Origin of the sequence: Chitinophaga sp. sic0106 (assembly GCF_019219075.1) — a bacterium.
Lineage (GTDB): Bacteria > Bacteroidota > Bacteroidia > Chitinophagales > Chitinophagaceae > Chitinophaga.
Map to the genome: position 1 here is coordinate 17549 of NZ_JAHUWJ010000017.1, position 23083 is coordinate 40631.

General features: G+C 46.8%; 21 protein-coding genes. 7 read left to right on the forward strand and 14 right to left on the reverse strand.

All coding sequences use genetic code 11. The features are described from left to right. Nucleotides 1-18 precede the first annotated feature (18 nt). Both KW844_RS21785 and KW844_RS21790 read left to right on the forward strand, forming a co-directional pair. Nucleotides 19-909, forward strand: a complete 891-nt coding sequence (locus KW844_RS21785; RefSeq protein WP_218378903.1) for a 3-hydroxybutyryl-CoA dehydrogenase — start codon at nucleotides 19-21, stop codon at nucleotides 907-909. A 142-nt stretch (nucleotides 910-1051) separates the two neighbouring features. Continuing rightward, nucleotides 1052-3424, forward strand: a complete 2373-nt coding sequence (locus tag KW844_RS21790; RefSeq protein WP_218378904.1) for an ABC transporter permease — start codon at nucleotides 1052-1054, stop codon at nucleotides 3422-3424. Nucleotide 3425: 1 nt separating this feature from the next. Here KW844_RS21790 and KW844_RS21795 read toward each other — a convergent pair whose 3' ends face one another. Then, nucleotides 3426-4025, reverse strand: a complete 600-nt coding sequence (locus tag KW844_RS21795; RefSeq protein ID WP_218378905.1) for a YigZ family protein — start codon at nucleotides 4023-4025, stop codon at nucleotides 3426-3428. Between the two features lie 31 nt (nucleotides 4026-4056). After that, a complete protein-coding gene (gene ribD, locus KW844_RS21800) occupies nucleotides 4057-5112 on the reverse strand; it encodes a bifunctional diaminohydroxyphosphoribosylaminopyrimidine deaminase/5-amino-6-(5-phosphoribosylamino)uracil reductase RibD (RefSeq protein WP_218378906.1) in 1056 nt (351 codons plus the stop codon). 46 nt (nucleotides 5113-5158) lie between these two features. Here ribD and prmC point away from each other — a divergent pair, with 46 nt between their 5' ends. Then, entirely contained in the window at nucleotides 5159-6016 is an 858-nt protein-coding gene (gene prmC, locus KW844_RS21805; RefSeq protein ID WP_218378907.1) for a peptide chain release factor N(5)-glutamine methyltransferase, read from the forward strand. 18 nt (nucleotides 6017-6034) lie between these two features. Here the strand turns inward: prmC and KW844_RS21810 are convergent, their stop codons facing one another. Genes KW844_RS21810 through pepT form a run of 3 tightly spaced genes read right to left on the reverse strand, consistent with a single transcriptional unit; the run spans nucleotide 6035 to nucleotide 8456 of the window. Further along, the gene (locus tag KW844_RS21810) at nucleotides 6035-6430 is read right to left on the reverse strand and encodes a biopolymer transporter ExbD (RefSeq protein ID WP_218378908.1); all 396 of its coding nucleotides are present in this window, start codon (nucleotides 6428-6430) and stop codon (nucleotides 6035-6037) included. A gap of 10 nt (nucleotides 6431-6440) precedes the next feature. Then, nucleotides 6441-7160, reverse strand: coding sequence for a MotA/TolQ/ExbB proton channel family protein (locus tag KW844_RS21815; protein ID WP_218378909.1), 720 nt, complete (start codon nucleotides 7158-7160; stop codon nucleotides 6441-6443). Between the two features lie 48 nt (nucleotides 7161-7208). Continuing rightward, complete coding sequence (gene pepT, locus KW844_RS21820; protein ID WP_218378910.1) at nucleotides 7209-8456, reverse strand: peptidase T; 1248 nt, start codon at nucleotides 8454-8456, stop codon at nucleotides 7209-7211. Between the two features lie 73 nt (nucleotides 8457-8529). On the opposite strand from pepT, the gene KW844_RS21825 reads away from it, so the two are divergent. Beyond that, entirely contained in the window at nucleotides 8530-8742 is a 213-nt protein-coding gene (locus KW844_RS21825; RefSeq protein ID WP_218378911.1) for a cysteine-rich CWC family protein, read from the forward strand. An 84-nt stretch (nucleotides 8743-8826) separates the two neighbouring features. Here KW844_RS21825 and KW844_RS21830 read toward each other — a convergent pair whose 3' ends face one another. The 5 genes from KW844_RS21830 to KW844_RS21850 all read right to left on the reverse strand — a co-directional run bounded on the left by KW844_RS21830 (nucleotide 8827) and on the right by KW844_RS21850 (nucleotide 15666). Beyond that, nucleotides 8827-10263 carry a TolC family protein gene (locus KW844_RS21830; protein ID WP_218378912.1) on the reverse strand — a complete coding sequence of 479 codons (1437 nt, stop codon included), beginning with the start codon at nucleotides 10261-10263 and terminating at the stop codon, nucleotides 8827-8829. Between the two features lie 2 nt (nucleotides 10264-10265). Beyond that, a complete protein-coding gene (locus tag KW844_RS21835; protein ID WP_218378913.1) occupies nucleotides 10266-13460 on the reverse strand; it encodes an efflux RND transporter permease subunit in 3195 nt (1064 codons plus the stop codon). A gap of 24 nt (nucleotides 13461-13484) precedes the next feature. After that, a complete protein-coding gene (locus KW844_RS21840; protein ID WP_218378914.1) occupies nucleotides 13485-14564 on the reverse strand; it encodes an efflux RND transporter periplasmic adaptor subunit in 1080 nt (359 codons plus the stop codon). Between the two features lie 135 nt (nucleotides 14565-14699). After that, nucleotides 14700-15020 (reverse strand): hypothetical protein, encoded by a 321-nt coding sequence (locus tag KW844_RS21845; protein WP_218378915.1) that lies wholly within the window; start codon nucleotides 15018-15020, stop codon nucleotides 14700-14702. Nucleotides 15021-15237: 217 nt separating this feature from the next. Further along, nucleotides 15238-15666, reverse strand: coding sequence for a peptidylprolyl isomerase (locus KW844_RS21850; protein ID WP_218378916.1), 429 nt, complete (start codon nucleotides 15664-15666; stop codon nucleotides 15238-15240). Nucleotides 15667-15752: 86 nt separating this feature from the next. Here KW844_RS21850 and KW844_RS21855 point away from each other — a divergent pair, with 86 nt between their 5' ends. The 3 genes from KW844_RS21855 to KW844_RS21865 all read left to right on the forward strand — a co-directional run bounded on the left by KW844_RS21855 (nucleotide 15753) and on the right by KW844_RS21865 (nucleotide 19498). After that, nucleotides 15753-16922, forward strand: a complete 1170-nt coding sequence (locus tag KW844_RS21855) for an exo-beta-N-acetylmuramidase NamZ domain-containing protein (RefSeq protein WP_218378917.1) — start codon at nucleotides 15753-15755, stop codon at nucleotides 16920-16922. A gap of 14 nt (nucleotides 16923-16936) precedes the next feature. Continuing rightward, on the forward strand, nucleotides 16937-17863 hold the full coding sequence (fmt, locus tag KW844_RS21860; RefSeq protein ID WP_255578576.1) for a methionyl-tRNA formyltransferase: 927 nt from the start codon (nucleotides 16937-16939) through the stop codon (nucleotides 17861-17863). A gap of 153 nt (nucleotides 17864-18016) precedes the next feature. Then, the gene (locus KW844_RS21865; RefSeq protein WP_218378918.1) at nucleotides 18017-19498 is read left to right on the forward strand and encodes a hypothetical protein; all 1482 of its coding nucleotides are present in this window, start codon (nucleotides 18017-18019) and stop codon (nucleotides 19496-19498) included. Between the two features lie 4 nt (nucleotides 19499-19502). Here the strand turns inward: KW844_RS21865 and KW844_RS21870 are convergent, their stop codons facing one another. The 4 genes from KW844_RS21870 to KW844_RS21885 form a co-directional block, all read right to left on the reverse strand. Then, nucleotides 19503-21020, reverse strand: a complete 1518-nt coding sequence (locus KW844_RS21870; protein ID WP_218378919.1) for a hypothetical protein — start codon at nucleotides 21018-21020, stop codon at nucleotides 19503-19505. A gap of 142 nt (nucleotides 21021-21162) precedes the next feature. After that, nucleotides 21163-22182, reverse strand: coding sequence for a hypothetical protein (locus tag KW844_RS21875; RefSeq protein WP_218378920.1), 1020 nt, complete (start codon nucleotides 22180-22182; stop codon nucleotides 21163-21165). 19 nt (nucleotides 22183-22201) lie between these two features. Next, a complete protein-coding gene (locus tag KW844_RS21880; RefSeq protein WP_218378921.1) occupies nucleotides 22202-22477 on the reverse strand; it encodes a hypothetical protein in 276 nt (91 codons plus the stop codon). 17 nt (nucleotides 22478-22494) lie between these two features. Next, entirely contained in the window at nucleotides 22495-22929 is a 435-nt protein-coding gene (locus tag KW844_RS21885; protein WP_218378922.1) for a MauE/DoxX family redox-associated membrane protein, read from the reverse strand. Nucleotides 22930-23083 lie beyond the last annotated feature (154 nt).

The following is a 23083-nucleotide window of genomic DNA, read 5'->3' on the forward strand; positions in this document are numbered from 1 at the left end:
ATAAACGTTTTATACGCCATGCAAAAAATCGCAGTCATAGGCGCCGGTACTATGGGAAATGGTATTGCGCACGTATTTGCCCAAAACGGTTTTAAAGTTAATCTGATTGACGTGGCAGATGCCGCCCTGCAAAAAGCCTTGCAGACTATCAGCAAAAACCTGGACCGGCAAGTCTCCAAAGGTACTGTCACCGAAGAACAGAAAGCAGCCACCCTCTCCAACATCACTACCTTCACTTCCATTGAACAAGGCGTACAAAATGCCGAACTGGTAGTAGAAGCCGCCACTGAAAATGTAAACCTGAAATTAAAGATCTTCCAGGAGCTGGATCAGTTTGCGCCCGCAGGCGCCATCCTGGCCACCAACACCTCCTCCATTTCCATTACCAAAATTGCCGCAGCCACCAAACGCCCCGGCAAAGTGATAGGCATGCACTTCATGAACCCTGTACCGGTAATGAAACTGGTGGAAATCATCAATGGCTACGCCACGGAAAAAGAGGTCACCACCGCCATCGTTACACTGACGGAAAAATTAGGTAAAGTGCCCTGCGTAGTGAACGATTACCCGGGCTTTATCGCCAACCGCATCCTTATGCCCATGATCAATGAAGCCATCTATTCCCTGTTTGAAGGGGTAGCAGGCGTAAACGAAATTGATACGGTGATGAAACTGGGTATGGCTCATCCTATGGGACCTTTACAACTGGCCGACTTCATAGGCCTGGATGTATGCCTCTCCATCCTGAACGTGTTACATGATGGCTTTGGTAATCCGAAATATGCCCCATGCCCGCTGCTGGTAAACATGGTGACCGCCGGCTACCTCGGCGCTAAAAGCGGCGAAGGCTTTTACAAATACACACCAGGCAGTAAAGACCTGGTAGTGAGCGAGCGATTCTCCCGCTAATTTTACTATATTCGAAAGCGAACGGCGGCTGTACCAAAAACGGACAGTTTCCGTTCGCTTTTTTATTCTATTAAGTTGATTATCAGCACCCCTTAACTCTGGCATCCCGTTAGTAGCCCGGGTTACATCCAACTCTTGGCATATGATCAACAACTATATAAAAGTAGCATACCGGAATATGCGCAATAACAAAGGGTTTAGCGCAATCAATATCCTGGGACTGGCAACAGGCCTGGCCGTAGCACTGATCATCGGGTTGTGGGCCTACCACGAAGCCTCCTACGATGCACAGGTACCGGAAAGAGAACGGGTGTTCCAGGTCAGAAGAAACTTCAACAGCAACGGTGAAATCCTCAACTTCTCCACCGTATCCCTCAAGCTGGCAGCTACGCTCAAAACAACCATGCCGGAAATCGAGTACCTCGCAGAAACCGACTGGATGGGCTACCATAACCTCAAAGCCGGCGAAACGAAAGTAGCACTGGACGGTGCCCACGTTGGCGACGATTTCCTCCGCATCTTCCAATATCCCCTGTTACAAGGAAATATCAATTCCATATTTGACGATCCCTATGCGATTGTGCTTACGGAATCCGCCGCCAAAGCGCTGTTCGGCAACGCTGACCCTATCGGCAAAACAGTTCGCATAGACAATACCGACAACCTAACGGTTACGGGTATACTAAAGGACCTCCCTGAAAACTCCACCTTCCGTTTTAAATACCTTATGACCATGCGCCGCATGGAGCAGGCCTACGAATTTGTAAAGGAAGGCAGAAAGAGCGGGTATGGTAACAATGGCTTCCAGGAATTCGTGAAACTGAAGCCTGACGTGAATATGAAGCAGTTTGCCGCCAAAATAAAAGACATTGAAAAAGTAGAAACCACCTCCGAAAACGCCATGAATTCAGAGGTAGTGCTGCAACCCATGGCACGCTGGCATCTGTACGGCAAATATGAAAATGGTAAAGATGTGGCCGGACTGGTAGATAATATCCGCACGGCCAGCATTGTAGGCTTTCTGGTGCTGCTGATCGCCTGTATCAACTTCATCAACCTCTCCACTGCCAGATCTTCCAAACGTGCAAAGGAAGTAGGCATACGCAAGGCGGTGGGTGCGGAACGCAAATTCCTCATCTTCCAGTTCCTTGTAGAATCGTTCATCATCACTTTCCTCGCAGCAGTGATCGCCTGCATACTGGTAGCCCTGGCCCTGCCGCTGTTTAACCGGATGACGGCCACCACAGTGCTGATTCCTTATACATCTCCCTGGTTATATATCCTATTACTACTGGCCGTTATCGTAGTAAGCGTGATCGCCGGGGCAAGGCCAGCATTCATCCTTTCCTCCTTCAGACCGGTTAAAATCCTGAAGGGCATGCGGGTGGGCAAAACCAGCAGCACCTCACGGAGAATACTGGTGATCACACAGTTCACCTGCTCTATTGCACTGATCATAGCTACCATAGTGATTCACAGCCAGGTGGACTATGCCCGCAACCGCCCTGTAGGTTACGATAAGGACCTGCTCATGCAAGCACATATCCCCAATGAAGTAGCCACCCACTTTGACGCGTTCCGCAATCAACTGCTGCAAACCGGCGTGGTCACTAACGTCACAGCCTCCTCATCTCCCGTAACAGAAGTTTATAGCCATAACGACCTGGATGACTTTCCCGGTAAGCTGCCGGGCGAAACAGTAGAAATGGGCACCTTCTCCGTTTATAATCATTACTTTCAGACGGTGGGTATGAAGATCGTGGCTGGTCGCGACTTTCGGGAAGCCAGTGCCGACAGTCAGTCGGTTATACTAAACGAGGCCGCCGTAAAGCGCCTGCGCCTGAAAGACCCGGTAAACCAAACGATCACCTGGGGTGGCCGCCGGCTCACCATTGCCGGTGTCGTAAAAGACGCACTGATGCTCTCCCCTTATGCCCAGGCCGACCCCGGGATGTTTGTTCCTAATGTGGCAGATAAAAGTTGGGGCATTATTCGTTTAGCCAGCAAAGTAAATCCCCACACCGCCATAGCCGAAATAGAAAAAGCATTTACAGCGTATAGCCCTGAGAGTGCCTTTACCTACCAGTTCACCGATGATGAATATAACTATAAGTTCCGGCAGGAAGTGCTGATTGGTCGCTTATCCGCCATCTTTACCTGCTTTGCTATTTTTATCTCCTGCCTGGGATTACTGGGGCTGGCGGCCTTCACTGCAGAGCAACGTACCAAGGAAATAGGGATACGTAAAGCGCTGGGCGCTTCTGTGACACAGATATGGGCCATGCTGTCGAAAGACTTTGTGGTGCTGGTATTGGCAAGTGCATTGCTGGCGTCGCCGCTTGCATTTTACTTTGTGAACCGCTGGTTACAGCAATTTGACTATCGGGTAGATATCAGTGTATCCGTATTCGTTATAGCTGCGGTAGGCGCTCTGCTGGTAACGCTGTTTACGATCAGCTACCAGGCCATAAAAGCCGCGTTAATGAATCCGGTAAAAAGTTTGCGCTCCGAATAAATTACTTTACGGGCCTGAGCTCCAGACCCCGAATGTCCTGTAATCTCAATAAACAAAGCTCTTCTGTGCTTTTGGGTATACCGATATCCATGGTGCAGAAGAGTTGCATTTCCTGGGACAGCACGGTAACGTTGTGTTGCTTTACTACTGTCATTACCTCGTTCATAATCGTATAGTCGAAGCTGAGGTGGTAGCGTTTCTCCACATTTTTCTGGATCACGGGCACCAGCTGTAACACCATGGCGGTGCTCATTTTGTAGGCATTGATCAGGCCGGGAACACCCAGCAGGGTGCCACCGAAATAGCGCACTACTATAACGAGTACGTCCGTGAGCTGTTTGGAATCGATCTGGCCGAGGATGGGTTTACCGGCGCTGCCGGAAGGCTCCCCGTCATCGTTGGCGCGGTATTGCAATCCATCTGTACCGAGGCGGTAAGCATAGCAATGGTGGGTGGCTTTGGGGTGTTCCTTTTTTATTTCGTTCAGGCAATTTTTAACATCATCCGTTGTTTTCACCGGGTAGGCGAAGGCGAGAAACTTGCTTCCCCTGTCTTTAAATTCTGCTACTGCACTCTTATCTATAGTAAAATAAACCTCCATCAATAAAATTTAGAAAAACCAAAAAAACTAATTACATCCCGCTGGCGTGGCGATGGTAAATATCTACCCGGTCGGTACCCAATGTACTGGAACCTGCCAGCAGTGCATTGGTCAATACGGGAGCGGCCTTGCCGCCTTTCAGTGTGCCTGTGCCGGTGATAATACGGCATTCGTCCCAGAGGTCCATTTCAATGAACTGTTCCAGGACATGTGGGCCACCTTCTACCAGCACGCTGGTAATATTTTTATGATAGAGCTGTTCCAGGAGTTGTGGCAGCAGGTCGTCGAAGAAATCCAGCTGCATTATTTCGGAGCGGCCTTCCGTATCGCCGGTGCGGCCGGAGATAAAGATGGTGGGCACGCTGCCGTCCCATACATGATATTCGTGCGGCACTTTGAGTGCTTTATCGATCACCAGCCTTACCGGATCTTTTCCGGGCCAGAGGCGGGTATTAAGCTTGGGATTATCGTGGATGGCCGTACCTGTGCCTACGAGGATACTCATTTCTTCGCTGCGCCAGCGGTGTACGAGTCGGTCCGTATAGGTGTTGGAGATGCGCACCGGCTTACCGTCGTCCGCGGCCATGAGGGCATTGCGGGTTTGGGCCCATTTAAGAATCACGTAAGGCTTTTTCTTTTCATGGAAGTTGAAGAACCGGCGGTTGAGGTAGCGACACTCCTGCTCGAGCACGCCGGTAGTCACTTCTATACCGGCTTTGCGGAGTTTTTCGATTCCTTTGCCGGCCACTTTCGAAAAGGTATCCTGACAACCTATGACTACTTTGGGAATATGGCTGGCCACGATCAGATCGGCGCAGGGAGGTGTTTTACCGTGGTGGGCGCAGGGTTCCAGGCTTACGTACATGGTGGCCCTGGCGATGAGGCTTTGGTCGTCCGGGGCTACGCTGTTAATACAGTTAACCTCCGCATGAGCCTCCCCATATTGCTGATGGTATCCTTCCCCTATGATGCGCTGCTGGTGCACCAGTACTGCGCCGACCATTGGGTTTGGCGCAGCATGACCTGCTCCCATTGCCGCCAGCTCCAGGCATCGCCGCATAAAAAATTCATTGAAAGTGCTATCCATAATCCCCAGCGTTATAAGTATGTTTGCAAAAATATTGTTTTTAGCATTGACTATACAATCGGCTTTCACATTTATTACCGGCGCCCTGGGCGATATTTATGATGCGCGGGAGGCCGCCAGCATCGCGCATATGGTGCTGGAACACCTCACCGGACTGGGTAAGCTGGACAGGATAGTCCATAAGGAGCGGCAGTTAACCCCGGAGCAGCACGATGCGCTGAAGCAGGCTATAGCAGCGCTGCAGCGACTGGAACCCATTCAATACATCACCGGATCGGCCTGGTTTTACGGGCTGGAGTTTAAGGTAACCCCTGCGGTGCTCATTCCCCGCCCGGAAACGGAGGAGCTGGTGGAGTGGGTGGTGCAGGATGCAGCCGGCAAAACGGAGCTGCGCATCCTGGATATTGGCACAGGCAGCGGATGCATACCGATAGCGGTGAAGTCGGCCCTGCCGGGAGCCCACGTAAGCGGTGCAGATGTAAGCGAGGCCGCCCTGGAAGTGGCACGCAGCAATAGTGAGCAGCTGAAGCTGGAAGTAAACTTCTTTGCGCTGGATGCCTTAAATCCGCAGCAGATGCAGGCTTTGGACAGTTATGATATCATTATCAGCAACCCGCCATATATCACACAAAAGGAGCAGGCAGAAATGCAGCAGCAGGTATGGGGCTTTGAGCCTTCACTGGCCTTGTTTGTACCGGATAACGACGCCTTGTTGTTTTACAGGCATATTGCTATTACTGCATTGGAAAAGCTTAACAGGGGCGGATTTTTATATTTTGAGATCAATGAGGCCTTTGGGAAAGAGGTAGTGGTGTTACTACAGGGCCTTGGATTTGAAGGAGTCGAGCTCAAACAGGACTTTTTCGGGAAAGACCGTATGATAAAAGCAGGGATCGCGGTATAGCCGCGACCCCTGACTCATTTATTTTTTGGCGGTTGCCAGTACTACTTTTGCTCCTACTGAACGGGCAATTTCCATCACACTTACTACATCTTCGATCGGAACGGTTTTTTCGGCATTGATTACCACCGTAGGATCTACTGACTCGTGCGAGAGCGCGGGCACCAACGTTTGCTGCAAGGCTTCGAAAGGTACTTTATTGGTACCTATGAAAAACTCATGATTGCTGTTGATGCTCACCACCACCGTTTGCTTCGCCTTGGTATTGCTGGTAGCTTTGGGCAGCGCCAGTTTAATGACGTTCGGATTTGCCAGTGTGGAAACGATCAGGAAGAACAGCAGCAGGATGAACAGGATATCGTTCAGTGCTGACTTGTCCATTTCCACATGTTTCCGGTTGCGACTGCGTAGATTCATTTCCGTTATTTTAGCGGGTAGGTTCCTGCAGAATATCGATAAACTCTGAGGAAGCGGTCTCCATTTTGTTTACAACTTTATCTATCTGGGCATTGAGGAAGCTATAACCTATGAAGGATATGATCCCGATGATCAGGCCCGTAGCGGAAGTGATCATTTTTACATAGATACCTCCGGCGATGGTTCCCAGGGTAATATCTGAAGTAATGGAGATATTGAAAAACGTCTGGATCATACCGGCAATAGTACCGAGGAAACCGAACATGGGAGCGATACCGGCGATGATAGACAATATCACCAGGTTCTTTTCCATGCGGTAAACTTCGAGTTTTCCGACATTTTCCATGGATCGTTCAATATTTTCGATAGGCTTACCGATACGCTGGATTCCTTTATCAATCATGCGTGCGATAGGACTGTTGGTATTTTTCGCCAGGGAGCGGGCTGCCTGAACGTTGCCATTCATGATCTGATCACGGATCATAGGCATGAAATTGTCTTCGATCTTACCGGCTTTGGAGATGGTAAGCCATCTTTCCACAAATACAAAAACCGCGATCAGCGACAGCAGGCCCAGGGGAATCATCAACACACCACCATTCTTCAGCAATTCCAGCAGGCTAATATGTTTATCTGCTGCCTGTGCAGCTGCATTAACGCCCTGCGCTACTGTATCTGCTTTGGGAAGCAATAAAGAATCCTGTAATAACGTGATAAGTCCTAACAACATGTTTCGATTTTAAACTAATAACGGTTAAAATAGTAAATAATTACAAAATTATGCCTTCTCCTCCCAAAGCTGTGCCAGATATACAATTGTCTGTACGGCTTTTTGCATATCCTGGATACTTACATACTCATGTTTGCTGTGCAGGGCCATTTCCCCGGTGAAAATATTCGGGCAAGGCAGTCCCATAAAGGATAAGCGGGCACCATCAGTACCTCCGCGGATGCTCATTTTCACCGGCTGTACGCCTGCCCGGCGGATAGCTTCTGCAGCATAGGCGGTCACTTCAGGATGATGAACCAGCACTTCCTTCATGTTACGGTATTGTTCTTTCACCCTTAAAACGCCTTTTGCGCCGGGATATTTTGCAACTACCCTTTCCATGATGCGGCGCAGGTATGCTTCGTGCAGTTCGAGTGCGTTGGTTTCGAAGTCCCTGATAATGAAGTCGATTTCGGCTTGTTCTACGGTGCCGCTTATACGAACCGGGTGAATAAAGCCATCCCTGTCGTCCGTTGTTTCAGGTGAAAGGCTGTCTTTCGGCAACGCATCAACGATTTCGCTGACGATTTTAATGGCACTCACCAGTTTATCCTTAGCAGCTCCCGGGTGGGCGCTGATACCATCTACCACGATTTTGGCACCGTCAGCCGAGAAGTTCTCATCTTCCAAAGATCCCAGCTCGCCACCATCCATGGTGTAGCCGAAATCGGCAGCCAGTTTCTTCATATCCAGTTTTTCCACACCACGGCCCACTTCCTCGTCCGGAGTGAATAGAATGCGGATAGCGCCATGCTTCACATCCGGATGGGTCATGAGGAAATGCGCGGCATCCATAATTTCCGCAACACCGGCTTTATCATCGGCACCGAGGAGGGTAAGACCGCTGGCGGTAATGATATCATCGCCTTTCTTGCTGGCCAGGTAAGGGTGTTCGCTGGCACGGATGATCACAGCAGGATCGTCTGGCAGCTGAATATCTTTTCCGTCGTAGCTGACGTGTATGATTGGCTTAACATTGGTACCACTGCTATCGGGAGATGTATCCACGTGGCTGCAGAAGCAGATCACCGGCACTTTTTTATCCGTATTGGCGGGAATGGTGGCGAATACATAACCATGTTCATCCAGCCCGGCATCACTGATCCCCATTGCCTTTAATTCGTCTACCAGCAGGCGGCTCAGATCCTTCTGTTTCTCCGTGGTGGGAAAGCTGCTGCTCAACGGATCTGACTGTGTATCTATCTGTACGTAACGCAGAAAGCGTTCATCTACGGTGTAGTTATAGTTTGTAAACATATTGCAAACGTAAGGAAAAATCGGTCATACCCTTATGCCGCCAGTGTAATTTTGGGATTCGCTATATTTGGGTATGAGCGGTGCAGAAAAAAATAGCAGCATTTGCCCCCGTTGCGGGAAGCCACTGGTATGTGAGCCGGAAAACATACACCAGTGCTGGTGTACGCAGGTTCGGCTGGATGGGGACGACCGCCAGTATATCGGAGAACGCTATACCGACTGCCTCTGTAACCAATGCCTGGAAGCATTGAAAACGGAGCGCAGGCAGGCGCTGACCGGGGAATGAGCGGGCTCATCTCACTAAAATATTTTACTACTTTATATGGATACGCCCTTCATTTCCGGTTTTTCTGGCCTTAATTACCCCTAATTATTGCCATCCGCCCCCGAGGGCTTCATAGATATTCACCACGGCACATAACCGTTGCTTTTGTGTTTCCACCAGCTCAAACTTCGCTTCCAGCGCATCGTGCTGGGTCATCAGCACTTCCATGTAATCCGCCTCCGCAGCCTTGAAGAGCTTATCAGAGATATCTACAGAACTGGATAGTTGCTGCACCTGCTCCGCCTGCAAATCATAACTTTTTTGCAGGTTATCAATCTTTTTCACCTGCTTCGCTACTTCCACATAGGCATGCAATACGGTACGCTCGTAGTTATACACCGCCTGCAGCTGCCGGGAACTGGCGTTCAGATATTCAGCCTTGATGGCGTTACGGTTCACCAACGGAGCAGACAACTCTCCTGCCAGTGAATAGATCAGGGAGGCCGGTGTAGTCAGCAGGTACGAAGGATTGAAAGCATTATAGCCAATAGCGGCACTGATGCCTACCGATGGATAAAACCTGGCCCTGGCCACCTTCACATCCAGCTTAGCCGCAGCCAGCTCCTGTTCCGCTTTCCGTATGTCAGGCCTGTTGGCCAGCAACTGGGAAGGAATACCCGTTTGCACCAGGGCAGGCACCGCATTTGCTGCCGGCATACTGCTCCTTTGCACCTGCTGCGGATAACGCCCCAGCAGGAAATTGATATTGTATTCTGTTTCGGCGATCTGCTGCTGGAGGTTGTATTGCAGGCTTTTCGTTTTTGCCAGCTGTGCTTCAAATCTACGTACAGCCAGCTCCGTTACCCTGGTAGCTTCTTTCTGCAATCGCACCACCCGTAGGACGTTGGTTTGGATCTCCACATTTTTCTGCACAATCTCCAGCTGCTTATCCAATGCCAGCAGCTCGTAATAGGAGTTGGCGATTTCCGCGATCAGGTTGGTGAGCACAAAGTTCCGCCCTTCTACGCTGGATACATATCTGGCCACTGCCGCCTTTTTTGCATTATGCAGCTTATGCCAGATATCAGCTTCCCAGGTGGCCTGTGCTGCTATGAGGTAGTCAGGCAGCGGGTCCGGCATTTCCTTGCCTGGTTTAATTTCTGTGGATTCCTCCATCGCTCCGATGTTGGTATATCTCCCTACCTTGTCCAATCCTGCCCCTGCTTTCAACTGTACAAACGGCAGGTACTCCCCTTTACGGGCACGTATTTCATTACGGGCAATGGCTATCTCCTGTAAAGTAATATTCAACTCCTGGTTATGCTGCAATGCAGTATCTATCAGGGTTTTCAGATATGGATCTGTAAAAAAATCCTTCCAGGCCACCCTGGCCGTGTTGGCAGAATCTGCGGTATTGTTGCTGAAAGTTGCCGGCAGCTCCTTACTTTCAGAACGGGTGGTAACCGCCGGAATTTTACAGGCGCTGTAAGCGAGTAACAGCAACGGTATCCCTAATAATTTATAGCTGGTTCTTATCGTCATAATTAGAAAATTTTATACTTTTTCTTCTTCTTTTTCTTCATCACCAGGTCATCGGTTAGCGGCACTTCATCCTCATCACGTATCAGGTGGCGACCTTCAGCCATTGATCCGAATATGTAGTACAATCCCGGTACTACAATCACTCCGAAAACGGTACCCAGCAACATACCACCTGCTGAGGAAGCCCCAATGGTACGGTTACCCAGCGCACCCGGCCCTGTAGCAAACAACAGCGGAATAAGGCCCGCAATAAACGCAAAAGACGTCATCAGGATCGGACGGAAGCGCACTTTGGCACCTTCAATGGCAGCCTCCAGAATGGTTGCGCCCTGTTGGTGTTTTTGCACGGCAAACTCCACAATCAACACCGCATTTTTACCCAGCAAGCCTACCAGCATCACCAGGCCTACCTGCGCGTAAATGTCGTTCGACAGCCCCATCATCTTCAATAATGCAAATGCCCCGAAAACACCTACCGGCAAGGAAAGTATTACCGAAAGCGGGATAATGAAACTTTCATACTGCGCGGCAAGTACGAAGTATACGAATATCAACACGATGAAGAAGATGATCAGCGCTTCATTACCGCGCTCCGCTTCATCTTTGGAAAGTCCCAGCCAGTCAATATCGTAGCCTCTGGGCAACGTAGCTTTGGCCACTTCCTGAATGGCTTTGATGGCCTCGCCGCTGCTATAACCGGCAGCAGGTGCACCATTGATGGCGGAGGCCAGGTACATGTTGAATCGTGTGATTTCATTGAGCCCCTGATTCTTTTTTATCTTCATAAAAGCAGAATAAGGCACCATTTCATCCCTGTTATTTTTGATGTACAGCTTCAGTACATCATCCGGCAGCGCCCTGTATTCAGGGGACGACTGCACATACACCTTATAGAAAGTACCGAAGCGGATAAAGCCCTGCTCGTAGGTACTACCAATGAGGATCGACAGGTTATCCATCGCCTTGCCAATGGACACGCCTTTCTGCATGGCAGCCTTGTTGTCAATTTCCAGTTCATACTGTGGATAGTTGGCGGCGAAAAACGTGAACAGCCCGGTGAGTTCCTTGCGTTTGCGCAGGGCCGCCATGAACTCCTCATTTACTTTTCCGAAGGCGTCATAGTCATCTGAATTGGTTTTATCCAGGAGTCTGAGCGAGAACCCGCCGGCAGCACCATACCCAGGCACGGCTGGTGGCTGGAAAAACTCGATGGTAGCACCCGGAATCACTTTGGCTTTGTCTTCCAGCTCTTCGATGATCTCTACAGCAGAGTGTTTGCGGTCCGACCAGTTTTTCAGGTTGATCAAACAGGTACCAGCGTTGGAGCCCCTACCTTCTGTCAACACTTCATAGCCTGCGAGTGCGGACACGGATTCCACTCCTTCCACTTTTTCTGCAATCTTCTGCAGCTGGCCGGCAATATGGTTGGTACGTTCCAGCGTAGATCCCGGCGGCGTTTGAATGATGGCATAAATCATCCCCTGGTCTTCATTCGGGATGAAGCCCGTAGGCAGCAGGGAAGATATCGCCCAGATACCGAAACAGAAGGCGAGCAACAGTCCGAAGGTGATCACGCGTTTGTTTACGATCAGTCGCAGTAAACCGGTGTACTTCTCCGTCACCTTTTCAAACCAGCTGTTAAAGCCATCGATCAGGCGGTTGACAGGTGTTTTCTTCCTTGGCTGACCATGATTATTTTTCAGAATCATGGCGCAGAGTACAGGCGTTAACGTTAGTGCCACCACGCCGGAAATTACGATGGAGGTGGCCATGGTAATGGAAAACTGCCGGTAGAAGATACCCACCGGACCTGTCATGAACGCTACCGGAATAAATACGGCTGTCATCAGGAAGGTGATGGCGATGATGGCGCCACTGATTTCTTTCAACACCTTCTTTACTGCTTTATAGGGCGACAGGTGTTCTTCTGCCATGGTGGTATGCACGGCTTCCACTACCACGATCGCATTATCCACCACGATACCGATTGCCAGTACGAGTGCAAATAACGTGATGAGGTTGATGGTGAGACCTAAGAGCTGCATAAACATAAATGCCCCGATGAGCGATACCGGCACAGCGAGCGTTGGAATGAGCGTGGAGCGCCAGTCGCCCAGGAAGAGGAACACCACTATGGCCACGAGTATAAAGGCTTCGATGAGCGTGTGTACTACTTTTTCCATGGAGGCATCCAGGAAACTGGATACGTCGTAGCTGATTTTATAGTCCATACCTGGTGGGAAGGAACTGGCTTTGATCTGTTCCAGCTTGGCTTTTACTTCCTTGATAACATCCGAGGCGTTACTGCCGTAGGTTTGCTTGAGGGTGATGGCCGCAGATGGATGGCCGTCCATGTTGGAGTAAATATCATAAAACTCACTACCCAGTTCTACATCAGCGATGTCTTTCAGGTATAATATTTCTCCGTTGGCATTGGCTTTTACAATCACATCGCGGTACTGTTCCGGTTTGTTATAGCGGCCCGGGTAAGTGAGCACATATTCCAGTGACTGGGAACGCTTACCGGTGGCCTGTCCTATCCTTCCCGGCGACCCTATGATGCTTTGCTGGGCCAGTGCTTCCATCACTTCGTCTGTGGATACATTATAGGCGCGCATGCGGTCAGGTTTGAGCCATACACGCATGGCAAACTGGCGGCTACCAAGGATTTTGGCACTACCTACCCCTTTGAGGCGACTCAATTCATTGATAATATTCACCCCTGCGAAGTTGTAGAGGAAATTTTCATCCGCCTTAGGGTCTTTACTGTAAAGGTTCACATACATCAGCATGTTAGGCGATGTATAGCTAACCACCAGGCCTTCACGCTGTACCAGTTCCGGCAGGCGGTTAGTCACCTGTTCGATCCTGTTTTTAACGTTTACCACTGCCTGGTTTGGGTCGGTGCCCAGGTCAAATACTACCTGGATGGTGGCTTCGCCGGCGCTTGTAGCGTCGGAGGTCATGTACTTCATGCCCGGGGCACCGTTGATAGCTTTTTCCATGGGCACCAGTACGGATTCTACCAGTACTTTGGCGCTTGCACCGGGGTAGGCCACGTTTACCACTACCATGGGCGGTGCGATAGATGGGAACTGCGAAACGGGGAGGGTATTGATGGCGAGCAGTCCCATGAAAATGATCACCAGCGATAATACGATAGCCAGTACCGGTCGCTGAATAAATTTATTGAACATTGGTTCCGTTTTTTAGATGCTGAATTATTCTGCTGGTAACTTCAATTCGGATACGGCTTTTCTTGCATTTTCGTAATCGTAGGAGATCTTATCGTTTTCCTTCACTTTACGCAAGCCTTCCAGCAGTATTTTATCATCGGCAGACAAGCCTTCTTTCACGGCGTAGAGGTCATTCATTTCTGCCTCGATGGTGATCTCTCTTGATTTCACCCGGTTGTCTTTATCCACCACGTACACATACTTTTTATCCAGCACTTCGAAGGTGGCTTTCTGCGGGATGAGCAGTGCATCTTTCAGCGGCACTTCCATCTGGATATTACCGGTTTCCCCATGTCGTAATGTACCGTCAGGATTAGGAAAGGTGGCTCTGAAAGGGATGTTACCGGTTTCATTATCAAAATCAGCTTCGATAGTTTCTACCACACCAGGGTATTTAAACACCTGATGGTTGGCCATCATGAGGTTTACTTTTGCAGCTTCTTTATTTTTCTTGGTGGTGTAGTTGAGGTATTCTGCTTCCGGCACATTGAAGTACACCCACATGTTGCTGTTATCGGCGAGGGTGGTGAGGAGGTCACCTTCGGCCACGAGGCTGCCTGTTCTTACCTGCAGGCGGTCGATAATACCATCGAAAGGTGCGGTGATGCTGGTAAACTGGAGGTGCACTTTGCTGAGCGACATTTCCGCCTTTGCCTTGTCCAGTCGCGCTTTAGCCATGGCTAGTTCATTGGGCGCCACGATATTGCTGTCTGCCAGCTTTTTCGTGTTCTGGTATTCGATTTCTGCGAAGTTCACTTCTGCCTGGGCTTTTTCAAGTTCAGCGCCGTAGAGTTTTGGCATGATCTGAAACAGGGGTTGTCCCTTTTTTACAAAGCGGCCTTCGTCAGCGAAGCTTTCTTCCAGGTATCCTTTTTCCTGGGCTCTCAGCTCTATATGCCGGATGGAGCGGATCTGGCATACATAATCCTTGATAATAGAAGTGTCGGTTTTAAGCGGGTTGGTCACCAGTAGTTTGGCTTCGGTTTCCTCTTTTTTTTCCTGGGTTTTGCAGCTTGTATAGCACAATACGGCACACAAGCCCGCCAGTAGGAGCGTTCTTTTCATGTAGCAATTAATATTTATTAGGTATTAAGCCAGTCACAGGAAGGCGGTAAAAGACGGGCACGTCTTTCCCATACCGTATGCGACAGCATCGATTAGCGTAGGTAGCACAGATGATGATCTGTTATGGGAGTGGTATCAGATCCTGATTACCTGCAGCAGACTTTGTTTGCTGGAAGATAGCAGGAAGAAATGGTCACGGAAAGAATTGATAGATGGCGTGCTTTCAGTCAGGCATGCAGTAAGTTGACCGAAGCAGATATTGAAGTAATTGCTGAGAGAAGTTTTCTTTCGGAAGAAGCAGAGTCGGAGTGATTCGTTGTCACTTTCTTCTTCATTAATACAAACAATTTTTTTCTTTTTTGGGGAGATGCCGGTGTTCCGGAAGGAAGAAGTAAGCGTGTTGTAGACATAGGCCGAGCCAGATTCTCCGGGCCTGCTGGCAGAAATTTTATACATGAAATTACCCTGCCGAGGAGATGAGTTTGTATATAGATAACCGTATCCGCTCAGCAGGAAAAAAACCAGTAATACAAAAAGCCTGACCAGTAGTTTCATTGCGGTGGCTAAGATACACGAAAAAAATATTCGTGTGTAAAAAAAAGCGATGAATGGAGATAAAAAAAATCGGCTGCCTTTTAAAAGACAGCCGATTGAATCAATTGTGATATGCTGATTATACGATTTCAACCAGTTCCAGATCGAAGATCAGGTCTTCGCCAGCCAGCGGGTGGTTACCATCCAGGGTGATAGTTTCTGCCGCAACAGCAACTACGCGTACTGGAATCACCTGACCTTCAGGGCCGCTCATCTGCAGCTGCATACCTACTTCTGGGTTCAGGTCAGCAGGGATGTTAGCTTTAGGGAAATCGATGATGAACTCTGGAGATTTCTGACCATAAGCCTGATCAACAGGGATTTCTATGGTTTTCTTGTCGCCCACTTTCATATCCAACACACCATTGTCAAAACCTTTGATAACCATACCAGAGCCTACCTTGAACTCCAATGGGGCTCTTCCTTCAGAAGAATCGAAGGTAGTACCGTTAGTTAAACGGCCGTGGTAGTGCACTCTAATTGTATCCCCGTTTTTAACAGCTTGCATAATAAATAATTGTTTAGTGTTAATAATTATATCGCAAGGTAAGCAAAGCATCCGGAATCACCAGTTTTTTATGCTATATTCCGGTTATGAAAAGGATCATTTTTATTGCTTTACTAGCCATGGCACTGATTCCGGCTGCACAGGCGCAGTACAGTGAGGTTACTACCGGAGCAGACCGTATCATGGAATGGGTGCCCTCACTGAAAGGGAAGCGGGTGGCACTGCTTGTGAACCAGACCGCTACCATAGGTAATACACATTTGGTGGACAGCTTGTTGAAGCTAAAAGTTAAAATTCAGAAAATTTTCAGTCCGGAACATGGCTTCCGGGGTACTGCTGATGCCGGGGAGAAGATAGCCAACGCCAGGGACGCTGCTACGGGACTGCAGATAGTGTCGCTTTACGGCGCGCACCGGAAGGCTACCAAAGCGGACCTGGCAGATGTGGATATCGTGATTTTTGACATTCAGGATGTGGGGGCCAGGTTCTATACCTATATATCTTCCCTCCAGGAAATCATGGAATCCGTGGCGGAGAACAATAAGAAGCTGCTGATCCTCGATCGCCCCAATCCAAATGGCGACTATGTGGATGGTCCCATCCTCGACACGGCTTACCGTTCTTTTATAGGGATGCAGTCTATTCCCGTCGTTCACGGCATGACTATCGGCGAATATGCCCGGTTCCTGAATGGGGAAAAGCTATTGAAAGGTCGCGTACAGGCTGATATCGAAGTGATCACCTGCAAGCGTTATACCCATAAGACGTATTATTCCCTGCCAGTCGCCCCATCTCCCAATCTACCCAATATGAAAGCGGTGAACCTCTACCCTTCCGTATGCTTTTTTGAGGGCGCTGTATTGAGCCTGGGACGCGGCACCGACAAGCCTTTCCAGATTTATGGCGGTCCAAATCAGCCTAAGACGGGCTTTTCCTTTACTCCCCGCAGCACCCAGGGCGCTAAAAACCCTCCGTTGAAAGACACCCTGTGTTATGGCGAAGACCTTTCCAATGTACCGGAAACGGTGCCTGCGCCGGGTCGCAGGATAGAGCTGAAATGGGTGATCAAAGCTTATAATGAGGCGCCGGACAAGAATAAATTCTTCACCTCTTTCTTTAATAAGCTGGCTGGTAACAATATTTTGGTAAAGCAGATCAGGTCGGGCATGACGGAAGCGGAGATCCGCAAAACCTGGGAGCCGGGTCTGGTAAAATTCCGTGCTACCCGCGCTAAATACATGCTGTACGTAGAATAGATTACTTTTGCACCATGGCTAAAGATCTGAGAATAATTTTCATGGGCACGCCCGACTTTGCCGTGGCGTCGCTGGATATACTGGTAAAGAACGGATATAACATTGTGGGAGTCATTACGGCACCCGATAAACCCGCAGGCCGTGGCTTGCAGCTACAGGAGAGTGCCGTAAAGAAATACGCGGTAGCAAATAATTTAAAGGTCTTACAGCCTGAAAAGCTGAAAAATCCTGCCTTCATCGAAGAGCTACGTGCGCTCCAGGCGGACCTGCAAGTAGTGGTAGCCTTTCGTATGCTACCAGAACTGGTATGGGACATGCCACCGGAAGGTACCATCAACGTACATGCGTCCCTGTTACCACAGTACCGCGGTGCGGCGCCTATCAACTGGGCCATCATCAATGGTGAAAAAGCGAGTGGCGTCACCACCTTCAAATTGCAACATGAAATCGATACCGGGGATATCCTCTACAGTCAGGAAGTACCTATCCGCGAAGATGAAACTGCCGGCGAACTGCACGACGCACTGATGCAAACAGGCGCGGAGCTGCTGTTGAAAACAGTGGCATCCATCGCTGCCGGCACTGCCAAAGGCACGCCCCAGAAAGATGTGGCACTGGCTGATATTCAACATGCTCCTAAGATATTCAAGGAAACCTGCAAGCTCGACTGGACCAAGCCTATTGGCCAGGTGTACAACCTGATGCGTGGACTAAGCCCTTACCCTGCTGCATGGACCACCTTTCAATCCAAAACTTTAAAAATCTATAAAGCGCACAAGGAGCTGTCGCAACCAACAGTTGCATCTGGTGAGTTTGAAACTGATCAGAAAACCTATTTAAAAATTGCTGCTGCTGATGGCTGGCTGGTGCTGGAGGAGATTCAGCTGGAAGGAAAGAAGAGAATGGGGGTGGTTGAGTTTTTGAGGGGGTATAGGTTTTAAAATATTTTTTAGAGAGAAGGAATGCTGATGCTGTTGGAGGCATCAGCATTTTTTGTCTCCGCCTGATGATAATCGGATTATCATCGTTTTTTTCGATAAGCATTTTTCGAACTAATTTTTGACAGTTATTGTTTTTACACAAACCTGTTAATAATGTATCGAATGCTGCTGTTATGCTGGCTCATATCCCTCTATGAGTTTTCCAGCGCCCAAAGCGAACATAGCTTTCTTCATATCGACAAAAAACTATGTTTTCCAGGTGACACGATCTGGTATAAAGGGTCAATCACTTCTGACAGCATGGGAGTAAAAGAAAGCTCCACGTTCTATGTGGAGTTGTATGACATGGACAATCAAATAATGATCCGTCAGCAATATCCGATTATTGAAGGTTTTAGTCAAGGGCAGATGGTAATGCCTGCTGCATCCGGCAATTACTGGTTAAGGGCATATACTCGCAATGCCAAATCTGAAGCGATTGAGAGTATCACAGTGAGGCCGGATAGTTTAATTGACTTCACACTATTACGGTCTAAAGTCCCGAACAAACCGCTCGCTCAAACTGGAGCAGTAACGGTAAGTATGTTGGATGATACCTGTATCATCAACATAGATAGTGGCCAACTGTTAAACTATTCAATATCTGTGAGTAAATCAGAATCCAGTGCAATGCTTTCCTTCCCTGTGGCCCAAAACTTTGTGACTGCATATGACACGTCACTAATAACAATTGCAGCTAATGCTTCTTTAAAAAACCGGCCTATTGTCACAGTATTTGAAAAAGACAGCATCCTGGGACAGCCGCAGGTATTAAATACGAACGAAAGCGGAAAAGTGGTATTCAGTAATTTGCTATTCTTTGATACTGCGTACATCCAATATAGTGAAGCGAACAAGAAGGTTAATAATATTATTTTAAAAAGCATTCCCGATACGTTCCCTCCTTTCACACCACCGGCGCTCTCCCGATTTATTGTAGACACTTTCCATCACAAAGATTTGGCGGCGGATGAAATTAGAAAGATTCTCACTTTAGGAAAAAGTAAAACTTTGAAAACGGTAATTGTAAAAGCGCGTTGGAATGACAGGCATTTGGCCCTGAATAAACGATATGTTATGGACCAGCGCTTTGCAGCCATCGAACAATTCTCATTTGATTTACGTGATCCAATAAACCCAGGCCGTATCTATTATGTACTTGAGTATTTAAGACAACAGTTACCGCCTGGCTGGTATAAGAATAGCATTAATACACCTACCGGCTGCTCGGCGCCGATTGAATATTATGTAGATGAGAAATTGGTAAGTGAAGGTATTGTGCGTATGATGCCATTACAGGACTTTGCCTATGCCAAAGTATTTAAGGATTTATATCCATGTGTTGCCGTTCTCATTTATACCAAAAAAGGAGAAGACATGAAATACCTGCCATCTTTCATGCATAAACTTAGAATTGTAGGCTATAACAAGGCACTACAATGGAGTACGCCAGATGAGACGACCTTACATTGGAATCCTTATGTAACTGCCCATCAATACAAATTTATAACACCTGCCAGCCCATTTACGGTGAATATAATCGGGATGTTTGCGGATGGTACACCCTTGGTGTATCAGGAAAGCATCTCGAAATGAGTTGCTACTCCATTTTTACCATGAAACTTGTTTGTGCTTTGAACTCTCCTAAGGTGCTTAACCCTCGGACGGTACAAATAAAATTACCGGGGAGGTCATTGGTGTAGAAGTTGATTTCCGCTTCGCCATTGTCGTCCGTAACGATAAGCGGAGACCAATAAAGGGTGGAAGATGTATAAGGTTCCGTATTAGATAAATTACTATCCTTTAGCGTAGGAAATTCTTCCGGTAGGTTAATTGCACGAACTTTACTTACAGTTAATGAATACTTCATGGCTCGACAGCCTATATATTTCACATAACTAACTCTTCTGGCTCCGGGTTTGTATTGTCTATAAATATGACCCATAACTGCCGGTTTCACAAGTGGATCATTTGTACATTTAAGAACATCGTTTTCACACACCCATGCATCACAGGTAGAATCTATATCCTGATATGGTTCAAGTCTAAAAGGGTCGTCATGATAAATCCAATTTTCTACTACTTCTATTTCTTTTAGTTGTGTTGCCTGTTGAATCTTAGTAACCTCCTGAATCATTTCATTGCTTCGTTCTATCAGAACCGGCTCAAGCTTTAGCTCCGGTAATTGGGAAATTAATTTATTAACTCTATCTTCATCCGTGGGTAGTGCAACGGATATCACCCCATAACGAGTATGACCGACAGGCGCAAAATAGACATTTCCAGTATCTTGCTTATACAACATGCTCATGTTCAAGCAGAACTCACCATCTGGGTCTGTTTGAACAATTTGAGATTTTCCTGAGTTATAGCAAATCACGTTCATTTTTTTGTGAAAAGGCTTATTAACCATCAATACTCTTCCTCGAGTAATATTCCATAAGCCATTAGTGCCATTATTTAGCTTTTCTCTATATTCATCTGAAATACTCAGCGCTGAGTTTTCATTCAATTTATCTACAACCTCTGGCACACTTCCATTAGTTGTACAAGCAAATGAAAATAACCCTTTTAAAGGTCGGTTCATAGAGTCCCGTAAGGATATTTTACATCTTACTTTGGTACGATTACCATAAACCAATGAATCACAAGTTGTATGTGCAATAATCGAATTTTGAATCGAAGTGAGCCTTCTCTTTTTAAATTGTTCTTTAGGAAGATGCCGCAGAACCTTATTTACAGCTATTGCCTTAATAAAGGGAAATTCAGCAGAGTTTCGTGTCAGGTTATTTGTGTATCCCAATAAAACAAGCTCCTTTCCCACTGCAGTGTCCGGAATTTCCATTGCCCCGGCTGAACAACCATTAAACAGAAGGAACCTAGAAGATTGTACCACAGTCTGTGTTGCTGGATCTATCAAAGCTAAATACATTGTATGATAAGGCATAGAAGTATCCGCTATTGTTGCCTTTGTAAGAATCGCACTAAACCATATTCGGTCCGATGCAGAATAGATAATTTTATCAGTATAAACTTTCAGGCCAGGATCAGCGTGCTGACCTTGAGCAAAGATTAAATGAGGGAATATACATCCTACAATTGCTATTATAAATTTCATGATAAAAAGAACAATTTCCATGAACAATAAGCATGCAATATTAAAAGGGGAAAACTTTCAATTTTATTGCAAAACATAACGATCCAAAAAAAGTTCATTTTTTTTAATGAAACAAATAATTATTTGATTATCAATGTGTTATTTAAATTATCAAAACTATCAATTTACCTTCAAGGAGTAAAAACATAAATGGATATATAACTCTAAAATCCTGTATAGGTTCATTTCCGTACATTTTTGGGATTACCATACTGGAAGTATATTTCTTTTTGTTTATAGAATAAATATCAATTACAACTGAATCTCTATCAATGTTGGATTGCAAAGATGTTCTAGCCTTGGAAAGGATGTATATGTTTCCATTACTGATATCCGCGCGGTAATTGTAAGACACTGTAGGTGTATTCTTCCTGCGTTTACCTTCTGAATCGGCATTACCAACATCGGCTAATGCAAATGAAACTGTATCCAAAGTATTTATGGAGTCAATTTTATGTTTATCAAATACAACAAATAAGTTTCGATAGAAGTATACATATGAAGAAATTTTCCGTTGCTCATCAAACAATAAAATCCCGTCTCTACTTAGCTGCGACAGGCCTCGTGTGGTTAGAACATTCGTCAACTTAAGAGTTTCTCCAATTGTATAATAAGCCAATTGTAATCCATCAAATGTGTTTATTCTAAGCAAAAAGGTCGAATCTCCTGCAGGATTCGCAATATCGAAACTGAATCGTGTTGTATCAACTCCATTTGAGGTAAAAAGGTCCACATTCCCAAACTTAATATTTCGCTTTGCACCATTAACCAGTAAAAAATATGGATATTGAATATAACCCAATTGGCCTTTTTCAGCCTTAATATCTGCACTTCCAGGCAGTACAATACCACTTGTATCAAACCTTCCATTAGTAACAACGGACAATAAATAGCCTGGTAACTTCTCGTTTCCAAGCCATATTCTACCAGAATCCTTTCCGGAAAAATAATAGTATCCAGGGGCTAAAGCAATTTCCTTAAATAATCCTGGATGATGATTGCTAAATATTCTAACAAAGGCGCCTTGTTTCTTTTTTGTAAACTCTGAATAATAAAAATATACAGAGTATGTACTCATAATCACCAAAGATATAAATACAATAACTGCCATTTTTCGCTTCATACTCTGCATATTTAATTGATTAATACAGGCGTTTTGCTGCGTAATCGTAAGCATCCAGATTACACCAAATCACATCGTCATAGGCTATTTGTCCCCATATTGTACAAATCGGACCATATGAATAACGGTCACAGGGGTACCAATTATCATAAAAATTTGAGCTACAATCAAACATTGATGGGTCAGGCTTATACCAACCAATATAAACGTCACCTCCTCCCCCACTCTTCGCTACTCCAGTTCCAGCCACCACCGCCAACACAATCATCACTGCAAAAATTTTAAACCTTTTCATAACAAATGATTTTAAGATTAAGAATTTTCCCTTCTATGCCACAACACCGCAACCACTGTGAGTACCACCACCCCTACATTAAACCAGACATGCGCTTCCCATGAAAGGTGTTCCAATATTCCACCGCAGGAACATGGCACATCTTCCGTAAACAATAACATACTTCCAATGTAAAAGGTGAACAGCAACATCAAACCGAAGCTGCTGTAAAGCCCCAGCAGCTTAGTACGATTTAAAAACAGCATGCAGCATATCAACAACTCCACAGCAGGAATTGCAATTGATATCTCCTTGCTGTAGGCAGATAGAATCTCCGACTGCCCCAGCTGGGAAAGAAATTTCTGATAATCAGCCAGCTTACTGAAGGCTGCATAGGTAAAAAGTGTAATTAATAGCAAGGCTATTCCGTCAACAATAATGACGCGATATCTGGTTAAGATATACATTGGCATCAGGTGAGTTTTACATCTATCAAAATTCGCTCTCAGCTTTACTATAGGGATAACTAACTCAAATAGGTTGATAAATTTAATCCAGGCTCTCTTACAAAATTAATACGCATCAACCCACCTGAAAACGCAGCCATAGAAACCACAAACACAAACA

Bases quoted from the DNA above. Each gene is read 5' to 3' on its own strand.
- KW844_RS21870 (WP_218378919.1), bottom strand. From the start codon at position 21,020: ATGAAATTTATAATAGCAATTGTAGGATGTATATTCCCTCATTTAATC.
- KW844_RS21815 (WP_218378909.1), bottom strand. From the start codon at position 7,160: ATGTTGTTAGGACTTATCACGTTATTACAGGATTCTTTATTGCTTCCC.
- KW844_RS21840 (WP_218378914.1), bottom strand. From the start codon at position 14,564: ATGAAAAGAACGCTCCTACTGGCGGGCTTGTGTGCCGTATTGTGCTAT.
- KW844_RS21790 (WP_218378904.1), top strand. From the start codon at position 1,052: ATGATCAACAACTATATAAAAGTAGCATACCGGAATATGCGCAATAAC.
- KW844_RS21785 (WP_218378903.1), top strand. From the start codon at position 19: ATGCAAAAAATCGCAGTCATAGGCGCCGGTACTATGGGAAATGGTATT.
- fmt (WP_255578576.1), top strand. From the start codon at position 16,937: ATGGCTAAAGATCTGAGAATAATTTTCATGGGCACGCCCGACTTTGCC.
- KW844_RS21845 (WP_218378915.1), bottom strand. From the start codon at position 15,020: ATGTATAAAATTTCTGCCAGCAGGCCCGGAGAATCTGGCTCGGCCTAT.
- KW844_RS21885 (WP_218378922.1), bottom strand. From the start codon at position 22,929: ATGCCAATGTATATCTTAACCAGATATCGCGTCATTATTGTTGACGGA.
- KW844_RS21875 (WP_218378920.1), bottom strand. From the start codon at position 22,182: ATGAAGCGAAAAATGGCAGTTATTGTATTTATATCTTTGGTGATTATG.
- KW844_RS21850 (WP_218378916.1), bottom strand. From the start codon at position 15,666: ATGCAAGCTGTTAAAAACGGGGATACAATTAGAGTGCACTACCACGGC.
- KW844_RS21855 (WP_218378917.1), top strand. From the start codon at position 15,753: ATGAAAAGGATCATTTTTATTGCTTTACTAGCCATGGCACTGATTCCG.
- KW844_RS21810 (WP_218378908.1), bottom strand. From the start codon at position 6,430: ATGAATCTACGCAGTCGCAACCGGAAACATGTGGAAATGGACAAGTCA.
- ribD (WP_218378906.1), bottom strand. From the start codon at position 5,112: ATGGATAGCACTTTCAATGAATTTTTTATGCGGCGATGCCTGGAGCTG.
- KW844_RS21835 (WP_218378913.1), bottom strand. From the start codon at position 13,460: ATGTTCAATAAATTTATTCAGCGACCGGTACTGGCTATCGTATTATCG.
- KW844_RS21880 (WP_218378921.1), bottom strand. From the start codon at position 22,477: ATGAAAAGGTTTAAAATTTTTGCAGTGATGATTGTGTTGGCGGTGGTG.
- KW844_RS21865 (WP_218378918.1), top strand. From the start codon at position 18,017: ATGTATCGAATGCTGCTGTTATGCTGGCTCATATCCCTCTATGAGTTT.
- KW844_RS21830 (WP_218378912.1), bottom strand. From the start codon at position 10,263: ATGACGATAAGAACCAGCTATAAATTATTAGGGATACCGTTGCTGTTA.
- pepT (WP_218378910.1), bottom strand. From the start codon at position 8,456: ATGTTTACAAACTATAACTACACCGTAGATGAACGCTTTCTGCGTTAC.
- KW844_RS21795 (WP_218378905.1), bottom strand. From the start codon at position 4,025: ATGGAGGTTTATTTTACTATAGATAAGAGTGCAGTAGCAGAATTTAAA.
- KW844_RS21825 (WP_218378911.1), top strand. From the start codon at position 8,530: ATGAGCGGTGCAGAAAAAAATAGCAGCATTTGCCCCCGTTGCGGGAAG.